This is a genomic window from Indolivaga alginatilytica, from assembly GCF_003201355.1.
GTDB classification, from domain to species: domain Bacteria; phylum Bacteroidota; class Bacteroidia; order Bacteroidales; family Dysgonomonadaceae; genus Dysgonomonas_A; species Dysgonomonas_A alginatilytica.
On sequence record NZ_QICL01000007.1, the window covers coordinates 24319 to 39811 of the forward strand.

The window sequence follows — 15493 nt, forward strand, 5'->3', positions numbered from 1 at the left end:
AGATTGTTAATTTCAAGATAGTTTCTATGGAAAATCTTAAAACAGGGTATGTAAGAGAGCCTTACCTTACTCAAACCAAACGTTATTGCCAGTTTCTTAAACTGAAATTAGGCGGAGATAAAGTAGAGCAGTATAAATACTGGCATAATAGCCAAAATATCTGGAAAGAAATACCTCAAGGTATTCGTAAAGCCGGTATATTGGATATGGAGATCTACTTGATTGGAGGTATGGAGGTGATGATTGTAGAAACACCTCTTGATTTTAATTGGGATGAAGCTTTTGGTAAATTGGCTACCTATGAGCGTCAGGCAGAATGGGAAGATTTTATGTTGCAGTTTCAAGATGTTGAAAAAGGTGGAGCTTCTGATGAAAAATGGCAATTGATGGAGCGGATTTTTTCTTTAGAAGATTGCTTGAGACAAAAATGACTTAGAATTTATGGATGTCGAATTAAACGATTTAATGTGAGATCGGTCTAAAGAGTAAGTTTAAGTAATAGTAGGTATTTATTATTACAACTGTCTATTGATATTAGGCTTACCAAACTAACAAATAGGTCTGAGACCTTAAATGAGATTATGAAGAAAAATTTATTGATACTTGCGTTTCTTTTCTGGATTCTGGGCTTGAATGCTCAGGATGCTAAGAGCATTCTGGATAAAGCGAATCTTGCATATAATCAAGCAGGAGGGATTACTGCATCTTTTACGATCAATACTGAGGATGTAAAAGGTAAGACCGTTTACAGTCAGGATGGAAAAGCTTATCTTAAAGGGAATAAATTTAAGATTGACGTGCCCGATGGTATTACTTGGTTTGATGGAAAAACTCAGTGGGTTTATGCTAAAGGTGGCGATGAGGTGAATGTGAGTAACCCAACAGGAGAAGAACTTGCCGGAGTTAGCCCATTTGTTTTATTAAGCCTGTACAAAACCGGCTTTAAACTCAACTACAAAGGAGAGAAAAAAGAAAAAACTAAAACGGTCTATGTTATAGAGATGATTCCTTTAGGGAAGAAATCCGAATTTACAAAGATGGTTGTTCACATTGATAAAGCAACCAATATGTTTACTTCCGTTAATACATTTGGAAAAGACGGAGTGAATAATCATTTGATAATAACCAAGCTTCAAACAGGTGTAAACCTACCGGATAATACATTCGTTTTTAATAAGAAAGATTATCCTCAAATTGAGGTTATAGATTTACGTTAATTAAAAGTGCTTGCCATAGATTCTGTTTATATTCGAATAGAAAATAAGGAATAATAAGATGTTGTTTTCATAAATGTTATCTATATCTTTGATCTTAATATTGAAATAACAAAACAAAAATAATTGCTATGAGTGAAAGAGTACGTTGCCTGATTATAGGCTCAGGACCGGCAGGATATACTGCTGCAATTTATGCATCGAGAGCAAATTTAGCTCCGGTTTTGTATGAAGGAATACAACCCGGTGGTCAGTTAACCACTACTACAGAGGTTGAGAATTTTCCCGGTTACCCTGAGGGTATCAGCGGAACCGAATTGATGGAAGATCTGAAAAAGCAAGCAACTCGCTATGGTGCAGATATACGTACAGGAATAGTAACTGCGGCGGATTTGAAGTCGACCCCTAAAAAAATAACAGTAGATGGTAAAATCGAAATCGAAGCTGATACAGTAATCATATCTACGGGAGCAACAGCTAAATATCTGGGTATACCCGATGAGGCTAAATATGCAGGTATGGGTGTATCCGCTTGTGCTACTTGCGACGGATTCTTTTATCGTAAAAAAGTGGTAGGTGTAGTAGGTGGCGGAGATACTGCCTGTGAAGAAGCTCTTTACTTGGCAGGAATGGCTAGCAAAGTATATCTTATCGTTCGTAAACCTTTCTTAAGAGCATCCAAAGTGATGCAGGATAGAGTGATGAAACATGAAAAAATAGAAGTCTTGTTCAATACCAATACATTAGGCCTTTTTGGAGAGAATGGTGTTGAAGGAGCTCATTTGGTAAGACATTTGGGTGAAGCCAATGAAGAAAAATTTGATATAAATATCGATGGTTTCTTCCTTGCAATTGGTCATAAACCCAACACAGACATCTTTGTAGGTCAACTGGATATGGATGAAACAGGCTATCTGAAAAGAATACCTGATAGTCCGAAAACAAATATACCCGGGGTATTTGCTGCCGGTGATGTTGCAGACCCTGTTTATCGTCAGGCAATCACTGCTGCCGGAACCGGATGTCAGGCTGCTATAGAGGCCGAACGATATCTAGCCGATTGAGATAGAGCTTATATTAAGTAATTCGAAATATGTAATGCGATGATTTATCAACATAACAATCTCTGGTTGTTATGTCCAGCCAAAGCAATAAAAAGGTCTACGACCTTATATAAGGAGCCAACAGTCTTGTGGCTCCTTTTTGTGTTTTATCAATAGGTCCAAACTCACTATTTTAGGTGAAGATATGTTTCCCCTAAAATATTTTTACCTATATTTGTTAGATTGTGGTAATGAGTTTCTGCGAATTAAGGCCTCAGACCTGTTTATCACTTTGGTAAGTATAATTTCGATAGAGAGTTATAGTTATAAAATGTAACAATAAATATTTACTATTACTTACTTAATTTTTCGTTGCATGAAAGATTTTTTTAAAAGCGTATTGGCTTCGATACTCGGAGTACTTATCAGTAGTTTTATTATAGGTGGAGTTCTTGCTCTATTATTTTTCGGGTTTATCGGGGTATTATTAAGTAGTTCTTCTGATACGTTTATTTTAAAAAGTAATTCGGTACTGACAATTCGATTAACCGGAATAATGAAAGATCGGGTTGTGGAGAATCCTATATTGGAGCTTTTCAATTTGGGAGAAGCAAAGGAAATGGCTTTGACGGATATTCTATCTGCCATAAAAAAAGCAAAAGATAATAATGACATTAAAGGAATATATATAAGCTCGGGTTACTTTATGGCTCCGAGTGCTTCGCTGGCCGAAATTCGAAATCAATTATCAGATTTTAAAGAGAGTGGTAAATTTATAGTAGCTTATGCCGATGATTATACGCAAGGAGGCTATTTCTTGTCCACAATTGCCGATAAAGTGATTCTGAATCCTCAGGGTTCACTCAATTTGCAAGGACTATCTGTTAGCCCGACCTTTTACAAGGGACTGCTTGATAAGATAGGTGTAGAAATGCAAATATTTAAGGTGGGTACTTATAAATCGGCTGTAGAACCTTTTATGTTGGATAAAATGAGCGATGCCAACAAAGAACAGGTAGGTTCCTATATAAATGATATTTGGTCGACCCTTCTGGGACGTATTTCTGAATCGCGGGGTATTCCTGTGGAACGCCTGAATCAGATAACTGATACTTTGCCTGCATTTCAGGAAGGAGAGTTTAGCGTTAAGAACCATTTGGTAGATACTTTAATGTACGAATCGGAAGTTCGGCAATATCTGAAAAGTTTAGTCGGTATTAAAGATTCAGAGAAATTGAATATAGCATCAGTCACAGATATGGTTACTGTCGGAGATTCTCAAAAATCTAAATCATCCGATCAGATTGCTATTTTGTATGCTGAGGGATCGATTGTTAGCGGAAGTAAACCAACCGATATTAATGACAGGTATCTGATTAAGGAGATAGAAAAACTACAGGATGACGATAATATAAAAGCAGTTGTCTTTAGAGTTAATTCTCCGGGGGGCAGTGCATATGCCTCAGAACAGATATGGAAAGCTGTGGAAGACCTCAAGGCTAAAAAGCCTGTAGTTGTTTCCATGGGAAATTATGCTGCATCAGGAGGATATTATATATCGAGCAATGCTTCTAAAATATATGCCCAGCCTACAACTATTACCGGATCGATAGGAATATTTGGAATGTTTCCGAATATGGCAGCATTGACAAATAAAGTAGGCTTGACTTTCGATAATGTGAAAACAAATAAGTTCTCAGATTATGGAGATGTGACTCGTCCGATGAGTGAACAGGAAAAAGCGATTCTCCAACAATATGTTGAACGAGGCTATAAATTGTTTTTAAGCCGTTGTGCCGAAGGTCGGAATCTTTCGCTGGATGCTCTTGAGAAAATAGCAGAAGGCAGAGTCTGGACAGGTAAGCAGGCTCTTGAAATAGGTCTTGTAGATGCTATCGGAGGTCTTGACGATGCTCTCAAAGAAGCAGCTAAGCTTGCAGATATTACCGATTATTCAATCGGTGAATACCCTAAACAAGTGAGTCCTTTTGAAGCTCTGTTCAGGACACAAACTGATGATATAGCGACTCGTGCGCTGAAAGAATATTTAGGTTCGGATTTTCATTTATTGAAAACAATCAAGGATATAAAAGACCTGAAAGAGCAAGACTTTATACAGGCACGTATGCCCTACGACTTGCAGCTAAACTAAGGTCTGACCTATTTAGGGTTTTGGTGTAGTAGCAGACCTGTATGTCTGTTCTCTTGAGGTGAACACATAGGTTCGCTCCCACAAAAAAAACGTATCATAAATATTAATATTATTTGAAGTAGCTAGAGTATCGATGCCCCATAATAACTTACATATAAAAAAATGGTTACTGCCTCTATCGTGGTTGTATGGGTTTGTTGTATTTGTACGAAACAAACTGTTTGAATGTAAGATATTAAAGCAAAAAAAATACGATATTCCTGTTATTTGCGTAGGGAATATAACAGTAGGAGGCACAGGTAAAACACCTCATACTGAATATTTAATAGAACTTCTGCAATCCGATTATAAGATAGCTGTCTTGAGCAGAGGGTATAAGCGTAAAAGTAAGGGGTTTGTATTGGCTGAAAGAAACTCGACAGTTGATCAGATAGGAGATGAGCCTTATCAAATAAAAGGTAAATATCCCGATGTGATAGTGGCTGTTGACAGCGAAAGGCAACGGGGAATCGAAAACCTTTTAGCTTTACCAGAAGATAAAAAACCTGATGTTATTTTACTGGATGATGCTTTTCAACATAGGTATGTGAAGCCCTCTTTTACGATATTGCTTACCGACTATAATCGGTTGATGACCCGTGATAAACTGCTGCCTGCAGGACGTTTACGCGAACCTGTGCATTATGCGGAGAAAGCCAATGTGATAATTGTAACTAAATGTCCCGATGGTATTACACCTCTCGATTTAAGGTTGTTGGCAAAAGATATTCATGCATATCCTTATCAGGATTTGTTTTATACCTCTTTCAGATATGGATCATTGATGCCTGTTTTTGCAGAAAATGAAGAAGAACTGTCTTTAAAGAAACTGCAGAATAAAGATGTGCTGCTTGTGGCAGGTATTGCAAATCCCCGTCCTTTCTTCAAGAAAGTGAAGAGGTATATAAAGAAAGCTGAAACAATGCAGTACCCCGACCATTATCAATTCACATCGAAAGATATTTCGGAGATGAGATCATGCCTTGCCGGTATGGGGGATAAAGATAAAGTCATTATTGTTACCGAAAAAGATGCGGCACGTTTTCGCTCAATGGATAATCTGGATGACGATATAAAGTCAATCCTTTATTACTTGCCTATTCGAGTAAGTTTTGTAAATGAAGAAGATAAAAAACTATTTAATAATAAAATCGTAGATCATGTTAGAGAAAATTCGTGAAACGGCCGATTATATAAAAAGCAAAGTCGGACATATACCTCAATCAGCTATTATTCTTGGTACAGGCTTGGGCGAACTGGCCAATGCCATTACAGATAAAAGAGAAATACCTTATACCGAAATACCGAATTTTCCAGTATCTACAGTAGAAGGACATAGTGGAAAACTGATTTTCGGAAAACTGGGAGATAATGAAGTGATTGCCATGCAAGGTCGTTTCCATTATTATGAAGGTTACACAATGAAGGAAGTAACGTTTCCCGTTCGTGTATTTCAGGCTTTAGATGTAAAGTATTTATTCGTTTCCAATGCAGCCGGTGGAATGAACGGAAGTTTTGATATCGCAGATATCATGCTTATCGACGATCATATCAATATGTTTCCGGAGCATCCACTTCATGGCAAGAATTTTAATGAGTTGGGAACCCGCTTCCCTGATATGAGTAATGCTTATGATAAAGACCTTCGCAGATTGGCGATGGAGATTGCAAAAGAAAATAATATAAAACTGCAACACGGTGTATATGTGGGAACACAAGGCCCTACATTCGAGACTCCTGCAGAATACAATTATTTCCGCATTATGGGTGGCGATGCCGTGGGAATGTCTACGGTGCCCGAAGTGATCGTTGCAAATCACGCTAAAATGAAGGTACTTGCATTCTCTATTATCACAGATTTAGGTGTAATAGGAAAAATCGTAGAAGTAACTCACGAAGAAGTGCAGGAAGCAGCTAAAATAGCTCAGCCTAAAATGGCATTTATTATTAAAGAAGTTATCAAAAGATTGAATAAATAATGCAACAACGTACTGAAATTGCTTCACTCGGAGAGTTTGGTCTGATAAAGCATCTGACAGAAAATATTAAGCTAAAGCACTCAAGCTCTGTTTTAGGGGTTGGAGATGATGCAGCTATTCTTTCATATGCCGAAAATACGAATCAAAAAGTATTGGTCACAACAGACCTTTTGCTCGAAGGGATACATTTCGATCTGATATATGTTCCTTTAAAGCATCTGGGTTATAAATCGGCAGTTGTAAATTTCTCGGATATCTATGCAATGAACGGGCAACCTAAGCAGATAACTGTATCTTTGGGTGTGTCGAAACGATTTTCGGTGGAAGACCTGGAAGATTTTTATGCAGGTCTGGAACTGGCTTGTGAGCAATATGGAGTAGATATTGTAGGAGGAGATACTTCGGCATCTTTAACCGGTTTATGCATATCTATTACTTGTATTGGAGAAGGCATAGAAGGTCAGATTGTAACCCGTGCCGGAGCAAAGGAAAATGATATTATTTGTGTTTCGGGGGATTTGGGAGCTGCTTATATGGGGCTTCAGCTTCTCGAAAGAGAAAAGGCTGTTTTTGACGGTAAAAGCGATTTTACTCCTGATTTTTCGGGGAGAGAGTATTTACTCGAAAGACAATTAAAACCCGAAGCACGTAAGGATATAATAGAAACTTTAGCAAATGAAGGTATTGTACCTACTTCAATGATGGATATATCTGATGGTTTGTCGTCAGAACTTATTCATATCTGTAGACAAAGCAAAGTCGGTTGCAGAATCTATGAAGAGAGACTCCCTTTGGATTACCAAACAGCCGTAATGGCAGAAGAGTTTAATCTGAATGTTACGACTGTAGCTCTTAATGGTGGTGAAGATTATGAACTTCTATTTACTGTTCCCTTGCATCTGCATGATAAAGTGTCGAAGATGAAAGGTGTACGTGTAATAGGGCATATTACAAACGAATCTTTAGGGCTGGCTTTGGAGACAAGAGACAGTACCGAAATAGAGCTTAAGGCTCAGGGTTGGAACTCATTGTCGGAAGATAACTGAATCGATTGACTGATAGAATCTTAAAATAAAAAAGAACCAATTTGATAAAATTGGTTCTTTTTTATTTTAAGACTGAGACCTCTAGGTTTTGCCTTTTTAGAGAGTATAACTTTTATTGTTTGTTTCAGTTTATTTTCCGAATTGTGCTGTTTTTATAGCCCATGCCAATGCATTAGCTGTGAAGATTGAATTATAAACAGAATATTTTGTAGCGCCTCTCCCATAATTGGTTTTAGGAATTGGAAATTTGCTTGCATTAATATTAAATGGACAAATAATCATGTCGGAAGGAGCATTGGATGTGGCAGAATTAAAGCCTCCATCCGAAACAAAGATCAGATTTAGAGTGTTGTGCTTAAATGCTGTAATACCACCTGTGCCGGCATTTTGAGTGGAAACGTCCTGATCATTTGAGTAAATGCTTATCTCGCTACTTGGCAGGTTATACATTGCTCTTGTTTGAGAAGCATCTTCTCCCCATTGAAGCCCCCTGATATCACCAAACGGACCATTTAATATTTCATCGTTTGTAAATGGATATCTGTATACAGCTCCTGCTGCATTTACTAAATTTCCCGATATGGAGGTATTTGCAAACAGGCGTTGTAGTATTCTCGTACCTCCATCTTCTTCCATAAAAGCAAGCATAACGCCTCCGTTTGCTAAATAGGTCACCAATAAATCAGCCATCTGAACAGTGGGATTCCACCAAACTCCAAGAATAACAATATCAGGCTTTTGATTCAGCGCTGTTTGTAGCTGAGCCAAACTGGGAGCAAAGTCTCCCGGGCTTATAAAGTCAAAACCCTCTGCTTTTATAAGACTATTTGCTTGAGTTCCAAAGTTGGTCTGGGTCGTTAAGAGTTGATTCGAATAAGCCGTACCACTAAAGTTGTATCCATATGAGTTGGTATATGTTCCTATACTGAGTATTTTTTTCTTAGTATAAGCCATTACTACTGTGGCAGAACATGTCGCGACATCCGATTTACTGTTAGATGTTATCGTCATTCTTTTTGAGTCTATAGAAGTGGGAGTACCTGTTCCGTATAATGTAACAGTTTGATTGGTACCAACTATTAAAATGCCTGAACCGGCGAAACTGATGCCGTCAACGGTGTTTGTGGTAATGATATAACTTGCTCCTGTTGCTGTAGGGTCTACAGCTAAGGTCATGGTTATAGTATTTGTACCATTTAGAGGGGTGTTCACCTTATATACTCCATTTACTCTAGTGGAACCGCAGGTCATTGAATACAGCGGTTTTACTCTGGAATCTTCAATGATAATGCTAACAGAACAACTTGACAGAACATCATTCAATGAGATTTTTACGTCATTCCCTAATTGTCCGTTAGTAGTATAATTAGTTGGGGTACCTGCACCGGGCACAATAATATTATAAGTCCCTGTAGCCAGAAACTCACCGGAGGTGGTAAAGTAATAGCCGTTCGCAGGGTCGGGCATAGCTGTTATTGTATAAGTTCCTACTTTGGTTACTTTAACAGGTACTGTAATGTAGTTCGTAGATGTGAGAGCTGTAGCAGATAAATATTGACCCGATACGGTTACGGCTTTACAGTCTGTGATTTCAAACTCAGCTTTCCCTATCTTACCACAAACGCTTTTCCATTCTTTATCTATTTTGTGCCAATAGTTAAAGCAGTCTTCGTCTGTATTGAATATAAGTAAACTTTGTTGGTTTATTGCAGAAGGTTTGATGAGATCTCTTTCAACTTCAGTCATTCGAGGTACAAGCACCCCTTTATCACTGCTTACAATCTCTAATATGGCTTTTTCATCCGGATTTTCAGTGTTAATACCTACTTGAGCATATCCGGAAATAAAAGATAGCATAGAAAATATAAATAAAAGATATAACTTTATTGTTTTCTTCATAAAAGACACTCCTTGATTTTTATAATTATTAGCATGTGTCAACATGACTCTTGCTCAAAGATAGTCTGCTTAGGTTTTTTCAATAGCTATTTTCTTCTTTTAGGATGATTTTAAATATACTAGATGTTTGCAGTCGTAGTAATTTGCCCATTGTCAAAGAATTAGATCGTAAATTTATGAGTGTTAGATATTTCTTATAAGTATTCTAAATCGTTTGATTGACAGCTCGTTTAGTAATTCTTATTATGTATAAATGTTAAAAAACAGGAACGGGTATCCAAATATTTGGATACCCGTTCCTGTTTTTTCTGTCTTATTTTACAATAAGTTATCCTATTTTACTTCCCGGAGTAATTAATGCAGAAGGCTGGATGAGAGATAAACTTCCATCGCTGTTTTCTGCCGAAAGCAACATTCCGCAAGATTCAATTCCTCTTAATTTTCTAGGTTCAAGATTAGCTATAAAGCATACCTGCTTACCTGCTAAATCTTCGGGTTTATACCATTGGGCGATGCCTGATATAATAGTGCGTTTAGAGATACCGTCGTCTATAAGAAACTGTAATAGCTTATCAGCCTTAGGGACTTTAATACACTCAAGAACGGTTCCCACCCGAATATCTACTTTCTCAAAGTCTGGGAACTGAATGGCCGGTTTTATTGGGGCAGCCTTATATTCAGATGCTTCATTTGCTTTTTTAGTATCCAGAAGCTTTTGTATTTGTTGCTCAACAGTTTCGTCTTCTATTTTAGCAAAGAGTAATTCTGGTTGGTTTAAAGTATGACCTACTGAAAGTATATCAGTGCGTCCCAATTGATTCCACTCTAAATGCTCGATATTCAAGAATTCCTTTATTTTCTTAGTGCTGAAAGGAAGGAATGGCTCAAATGCAATAGCCAGATTGGCTGTTATTTGCAAAGCGATGTTGAGAATAGTCTCGGTACGTGGCATATCTGTTTTAGCCGTTTTCCAAGGTTCGGTGTCTGCCAGATATTTATTGCCGATACGAGCCAAATTCATAGCCTCTTTTAAAGCATCACGGAATCTATAATTGTCTAGATACTTTTCTACGTTTTGCTTAACATCCGCAAATTCCGCCAGAGTTTCTTTGTCGTAGTTGGTCAGCTCGTGAATTGCGGGAACTTTACCGTCAAAATATTTTTGAGTAAGAATTAGTGCTCTGTTGATAAAATTACCAAGTATCGCTACCAGTTCATTATTGTTGCGGGCTTGGAAATCTTTCCACGTGAAATCGTTATCCTTAGTTTCTGGGGCATTGGCTGTTAATACATAGCGTAAAACATCTTGCTGTCCCGGAAATTCTTCCAAATATTCATGAAGCCATACTGCCCAATTGCGTGAAGTGGATATTTTATCACCTTCAAGATTGAGGAATTCGTTGGCAGGAACATTTTCAGGAAGAATGTATGAACCGTCAGCTTTCAACATCGCAGGAAATACAATACAGTGGAATACGATATTGTCTTTACCTATGAAATGCACAAGCTTTGTATCTTCCGATTTCCACCATTTTTCCCAGCTATCCGGTAATAGCTCTTTTGTATTTGAGATGTATCCGATAGGAGCATCGAACCATACATACAGAACTTTTCCTTCTGCTCCTTCTAATGGAATAGGTACTCCCCAATCTAAATCGCGGCTTACTGCACGAGGGTGTAACCCCATGTCTAGCCATGATTTACATTGACCATACACATTTGATTTCCACTCCTTATGATCTTCAAGAATCCATTGCTTCAACCATGCTTCATGTTTATCAAGAGGCAGATACCAATGTTTTGTTTCCTTCATAATCGGAGGATTACCGGTAATGCTTGACTTAGGATTCTTTAAATCGGTAGGACTCAAAGATGTTCCGCAGGATTCGCATTGATCTCCATAGGCATTCGGGTTTCCGCAATACGGACATTCTCCGGTTATATAACGGTCAGCTAAAAACATTTTAGCTTCTTCATCATAATACTGTTCGCTGGTTTGTTCTTCGAATTCTCCCTTATTGTATAATTTCAGGAAAAAGTCTGATGCAGTTTCTTTATGTATCTCAGAGCTGGTGCGAGAATATATGTCGAAAGCAATGCCAAAGTCCTCAAATGATTTTTTGATAATACCATGATATTTATCTACAATATCCTGAGGAGTTACTCCTTCTTTCTTGGCACGTATGGTGATAGGTACACCGTGTTCATCAGATCCTCCGACATGTATTACTTCTTCGCCTTTAAGACGCAAATATCTGACATATATATCAGCAGGAATATATACTCCTGCCAAGTGACCAATATGTACCGGTCCGTTTGCATAGGGTAGGGCAGAAGTAACTAATGTTCGGTTATACTTTTTATTCATAGAATATTAGTAAGGTCTCAGACCTATTTGTTACTTTGGTAAGTATAATAGTGAGAGACAGTTATAGTTGAAAAATGTAACAATAAGTATTTACTGTTACTTAGTTATTATACAATAAAAAAGGTCTGTGACCTTAAATCTCGAAAAAGACTTGCAAATATACTAAGTTCTGTATAAAATAGGCTCTCTTAGAGGAATAAAAAACGGGTGAACTCTAGTTGAATTCACCCATTTATATTATTTGAGTTCTATCTCTTGTTTGAGATCTATTTCCTCTTTGTTCTGATCGAAAAATCGATATTCGAGAAAAGCCAGGCTTTGGTCGGGAATGATTTTCATCCCGAAGCTGTATTTCCACTTCCATCTCGATTTTAACGAGGGGAATCCTTTGTCTATAAACGCTGCGACATAAGGGTGTACATGTAAGGTGAATTTCTTCACATTTAGTTTTTGGACTAAATAACTTATCTTAGATCTTAATGAGTCTGTAAATAATATAGAGGGTTTAATCTCGCCTTTTCCAAAGCATGTAGGGCATATTTCGGTAGTATCTACTACCATTTCGGGACGCACGCGTTGGCGTGTGATTTGCATCAGTCCAAACTTGCTCAGAGGCAATATATTGTGTTTTGCCCTATCATTAGCCATTAATTCCTGCATTCTTGCAATCAGCTTGCTGCGGTGTTCGCCTTCCGACATGTCGATGAAGTCTATGACAATGATTCCTCCCAGATCGCGGAGTCTTAATTGTCGGGCAACTTCCTCGGCTGCTGCTGAGTTAACCTCCCATGCGTTGTTCTCTTGCCCTGCTTCTTTGTTCTTCGACCTGTTACCACTGTTTACATCTATTACGTGTAAAGCTTCGGTATGTTCTATGATCAAATAAGCTCCGTTACGGAAAGTTACGGTTTTACCAAACAAAGCTTTCACTTGTTTGGTAACAGCAAAACTATCGAAAATGGGGAGTTCGTCTGTATAAAGCTTTACAATATCTCTTTTCTCAGGATCTATAATACTGATATAATCCCTGATTTGGTTATGTACTTCCTTGTCATTTACATGAATAGCCTGAAATGATGGGTTGAATACATCCCTAAGGAGACCCACAATACGTCCGGTTTCTTCATATATTAATGTAGGAAGTTTTTCCCTCTGAATTTTAGGAAGATTATCCTCCCAACGCTTCACTAACGTTTTTAGTTCGTTATCTAATTCGATAACTTTTTTTCCTTCAGCTACTGTACGAACTATTACGCCGAAGTTTTTAGGCTTTATACTTTGAATGAGTTGACGAAGTCTGGCTCTCTCTTCTTTGGATTTTATTTTCTGCGAGATCGATACCTTGTCATTGAAAGGGATCAATACCAAAAAACGACCTGCAAACGACAATTCCGATGTTAGTCTTGGACCTTTGGTTGAGATAGGTTCTTTGGCTATCTGAACCAAAATTTCTTGTCCCACTTTCAGTACATCGCTGATGCTGCCATCTTTGTCAATGTCCGTTTCGAGGGGCATCTTAGGTATTAGCGGAAATCGTTTTGTGTCGCTTAAGGCTTGTTTGAAAAATTTATCTACAGATTTAAATTGAGGACCTAAGTCTAAGTAATGAAGAAAAGCATCTTTTTTGTACCCAATGTCAATAAATGCAGCATTTAACCCCGGCATAAGTTTTTTAACCTTCCCGGCATAAATGTTGCCAACTGCAAATGAGATGTCTCTTGCCTCTTTCTGAAGTTCGACAAGTTTCTTGTCTTCCAACACGGCAATAGAAATCTCTTGCGATTGAACATCAACTACAAGTTCGCTATTCATTTTCTATTACTTGTGACTATTAAATTTGTACCGATACAGTTTTCAGGCTGTATATTATAGGATCGTGACACTCTGAAATGCACAAAGAACAAACTTAAAATGTTATGATAGATTTAAGTTTGTTCTTGTTACTTCTTCTAAAATAAGACGTGAAAAAGATTATTTTTTCTTTTTATGTCTGTTTTTTCTAAGTCTTTTTTTGCGTTTGTGCGTAGACATTTTATGTCTTTTTCTTTTTTTACCGCTTGGCATATCTTTTATATTTTAGAAATTAATACTCTACTTATTTTTTGACTTGATTTACAAAAACTTTAGCAGGTTTGAAAGATGGAATGTTGTGCTCAGGGATGATAATTGTTGTATTCTTAGAGATGTTACGAGCAGTTTTTTGAGCACGCTTCTTCACAACAAAGCTGCCAAAACCTCTCAAATATACATTCTCGCTTTTACTTAGAGAGTCTTTCACTACTTCCATAAAAGATTCCACGGCTGTTAGAACGGTTGCCTTATCGATGCCAGTATTTTTAGCAATTTCGTTAACGATATCTGCTTTTGTCATTTTTGTATTTCCTTTTATTGTTAATTACTAATTTTTTGGACTGCAAATATATAGCTTTTTTATTTCCTTTAAAAATAAATGAAAGGCATTTTTCATTAAAAACTAATTATTTTCTCTCTAAACCTTAATTATGAAGTATCTTTGTGCTTATTTAAGAAATTTCAACTATTGAATGCTATATTATAAGGTTATAACTAATTATAGTTGTTTTACTTGCTAAGTATTAAAAAAAGTCTGAGACCTTAATGGTTTTTTAAGTTTAAAATAGTGTCGATTGAAAACAGGTGATTTGATTATAGATAGAGAGGCTTTTTTTATCAGCCATATATTAATAAGGTGGTACGATCAAAATAAAAGGGATTTACCGTGGCGTGAGACTAAGGACCCGTATTTTATTTGGTTATCGGAAGTAATTTTGCAACAAACACGCGTTGCTCAGGGGTACGATTATTATACACGCTTTACAGAAAGCTTTCCTACAGTGGCTTCGTTAGCTGAAGCTCATGAAGATGAAGTGTTGAAATTGTGGCAAGGGTTAGGTTATTATAGTCGGGCTCGAAATTTGCATGCGGCAGCTAAAATGATCGTTTCCGATTTCGATGGTGTATTTCCTTCAATTTATAAAGATATTCTGTCTTTAAAAGGTATCGGCGAATATACGGCAGCGGCTATTGGCTCTTTTGCCTTCGAATTACCTCATGCTGTAGTAGATGGCAATGTTTTTAGAGTTTTGTCCCGTTTGTTTGGAATAGCTACTCCGATAGATACAACTCAGGGTAAAAAGCTTTTTACCGATCTGGCAAACGAATTGTTGGATCAAAAGCATCCCGGAGAACATAATCAGGCAATAATGGAATTCGGGGCATTGCAATGTGTACCTGTATCTCCCAATTGTAGTATTTGCCCTCTTTCGGATATTTGCTTGGCATATAGCCAGAATAAAGTGACGGCTTATCCCGTGAAGCAAGGGAAAACTAAGGTGAAGGAGCGATATTTTAACTATCTCGATATAAGAATTGGTTCTTTCATGTTTTTGAATAAACGTACGGGAAATGATATTTGGAAAAATCTGTATGAATTGCCTCTTATTGAAACAGAAGAGAAATTGACTTTAGATCAATTGCAGGAGACAGAAGCTTTTTTACAAATTTTCGAAAAGGGCGGAAATATATCAATCCATCCCATGGGTATAACACTGAAGCATGTATTATCTCACCGTATAATTTATGCAAATTTTTATACTGTTACAATTACTGAAGATGCAGCTATTCAAGAGCGGTTTTTGAAAATTGATCAAGCTGATTTATTTAATTTTGCTATCTCTCGACTGGTGGATCGTTACTTAGAACGCCGTAGTGAGGGTGATTTATTTGCGTAAGAGT

General features: G+C 37.3%; 12 protein-coding genes. 8 read left to right on the top strand and 4 right to left on the bottom strand.

The window, feature by feature from the left end:
- Positions 1-26 precede the first annotated feature (26 nt).
- From CLV62_RS07435 to thiL, 7 genes are all read left to right on the top strand, one after another.
- Positions 27-431, top strand: coding sequence for an L-rhamnose mutarotase (locus CLV62_RS07435; protein ID WP_110310159.1), 405 nt, complete (start codon positions 27-29; stop codon positions 429-431).
- Positions 432-581: 150 nt separating this feature from the next.
- Positions 582-1217, top strand: a complete 636-nt coding sequence (locus CLV62_RS07440; protein ID WP_110310160.1) for a LolA family protein — start codon at positions 582-584, stop codon at positions 1215-1217.
- Positions 1218-1345: 128 nt separating this feature from the next.
- Positions 1346-2278, top strand: coding sequence for a thioredoxin-disulfide reductase (trxB, locus tag CLV62_RS07445; RefSeq protein ID WP_110310161.1), 933 nt, complete (start codon positions 1346-1348; stop codon positions 2276-2278).
- A 355-nt stretch (positions 2279-2633) separates the two neighbouring features.
- Positions 2634-4409 (top strand): signal peptide peptidase SppA, encoded by a 1776-nt coding sequence (sppA, locus tag CLV62_RS07450; protein ID WP_110310162.1) that lies wholly within the window; start codon positions 2634-2636, stop codon positions 4407-4409.
- 133 nt (positions 4410-4542) lie between these two features.
- Positions 4543-5628, top strand: a complete 1086-nt coding sequence (lpxK, locus tag CLV62_RS07455) for a tetraacyldisaccharide 4'-kinase (RefSeq protein WP_110310163.1) — start codon at positions 4543-4545, stop codon at positions 5626-5628.
- Positions 5609-6427, top strand: coding sequence for a purine-nucleoside phosphorylase (locus CLV62_RS07460; protein WP_110310164.1), 819 nt, complete (start codon positions 5609-5611; stop codon positions 6425-6427). Before lpxK ends, CLV62_RS07460 begins: the two co-directional genes overlap by 20 nt.
- Positions 6427-7473, top strand: coding sequence for a thiamine-phosphate kinase (thiL, locus tag CLV62_RS07465; protein WP_110310165.1), 1047 nt, complete (start codon positions 6427-6429; stop codon positions 7471-7473). Before CLV62_RS07460 ends, thiL begins: the two co-directional genes overlap by 1 nt.
- Before the next feature lie 129 nt (positions 7474-7602).
- Here the strand turns inward: thiL and CLV62_RS07470 are convergent, their stop codons facing one another.
- The 4 genes from CLV62_RS07470 to CLV62_RS07485 form a co-directional block, all read right to left on the bottom strand.
- Positions 7603-9372, bottom strand: coding sequence for a hypothetical protein (locus CLV62_RS07470; protein ID WP_146212713.1), 1770 nt, complete (start codon positions 9370-9372; stop codon positions 7603-7605).
- Between the two features lie 328 nt (positions 9373-9700).
- A complete protein-coding gene (metG, locus tag CLV62_RS07475) occupies positions 9701-11740 on the bottom strand; it encodes a methionine--tRNA ligase (protein WP_110310167.1) in 2040 nt (679 codons plus the stop codon).
- A 237-nt stretch (positions 11741-11977) separates the two neighbouring features.
- Complete coding sequence (locus CLV62_RS07480) at positions 11978-13552, bottom strand: Rne/Rng family ribonuclease (protein ID WP_110310168.1); 1575 nt, start codon at positions 13550-13552, stop codon at positions 11978-11980.
- 283 nt (positions 13553-13835) lie between these two features.
- A complete protein-coding gene (locus CLV62_RS07485) occupies positions 13836-14111 on the bottom strand; it encodes an HU family DNA-binding protein (RefSeq protein ID WP_026627129.1) in 276 nt (91 codons plus the stop codon).
- A 274-nt stretch (positions 14112-14385) separates the two neighbouring features.
- On the opposite strand from CLV62_RS07485, the gene mutY reads away from it, so the two are divergent.
- Positions 14386-15489 carry an A/G-specific adenine glycosylase gene (gene mutY, locus CLV62_RS07490; protein WP_185144251.1) on the top strand — a complete coding sequence of 368 codons (1104 nt, stop codon included), beginning with the start codon at positions 14386-14388 and terminating at the stop codon, positions 15487-15489.
- Positions 15490-15493 lie beyond the last annotated feature (4 nt).

Bases quoted from the DNA above. Each gene is read 5' to 3' on its own strand.
- CLV62_RS07435 (WP_110310159.1), top strand. From the start codon at position 27: ATGGAAAATCTTAAAACAGGGTATGTAAGAGAGCCTTACCTTACTCAA.
- CLV62_RS07440 (WP_110310160.1), top strand. From the start codon at position 582: ATGAAGAAAAATTTATTGATACTTGCGTTTCTTTTCTGGATTCTGGGC.
- trxB (WP_110310161.1), top strand. From the start codon at position 1,346: ATGAGTGAAAGAGTACGTTGCCTGATTATAGGCTCAGGACCGGCAGGA.
- sppA (WP_110310162.1), top strand. From the start codon at position 2,634: ATGAAAGATTTTTTTAAAAGCGTATTGGCTTCGATACTCGGAGTACTT.
- lpxK (WP_110310163.1), top strand. From the start codon at position 4,543: ATGCCCCATAATAACTTACATATAAAAAAATGGTTACTGCCTCTATCG.
- CLV62_RS07460 (WP_110310164.1), top strand. From the start codon at position 5,609: ATGTTAGAGAAAATTCGTGAAACGGCCGATTATATAAAAAGCAAAGTC.
- thiL (WP_110310165.1), top strand. From the start codon at position 6,427: ATGCAACAACGTACTGAAATTGCTTCACTCGGAGAGTTTGGTCTGATA.
- CLV62_RS07470 (WP_146212713.1), bottom strand. From the start codon at position 9,372: ATGAAGAAAACAATAAAGTTATATCTTTTATTTATATTTTCTATGCTA.
- metG (WP_110310167.1), bottom strand. From the start codon at position 11,740: ATGAATAAAAAGTATAACCGAACATTAGTTACTTCTGCCCTACCCTAT.
- CLV62_RS07480 (WP_110310168.1), bottom strand. From the start codon at position 13,552: ATGAATAGCGAACTTGTAGTTGATGTTCAATCGCAAGAGATTTCTATT.
- CLV62_RS07485 (WP_026627129.1), bottom strand. From the start codon at position 14,111: ATGACAAAAGCAGATATCGTTAACGAAATTGCTAAAAATACTGGCATC.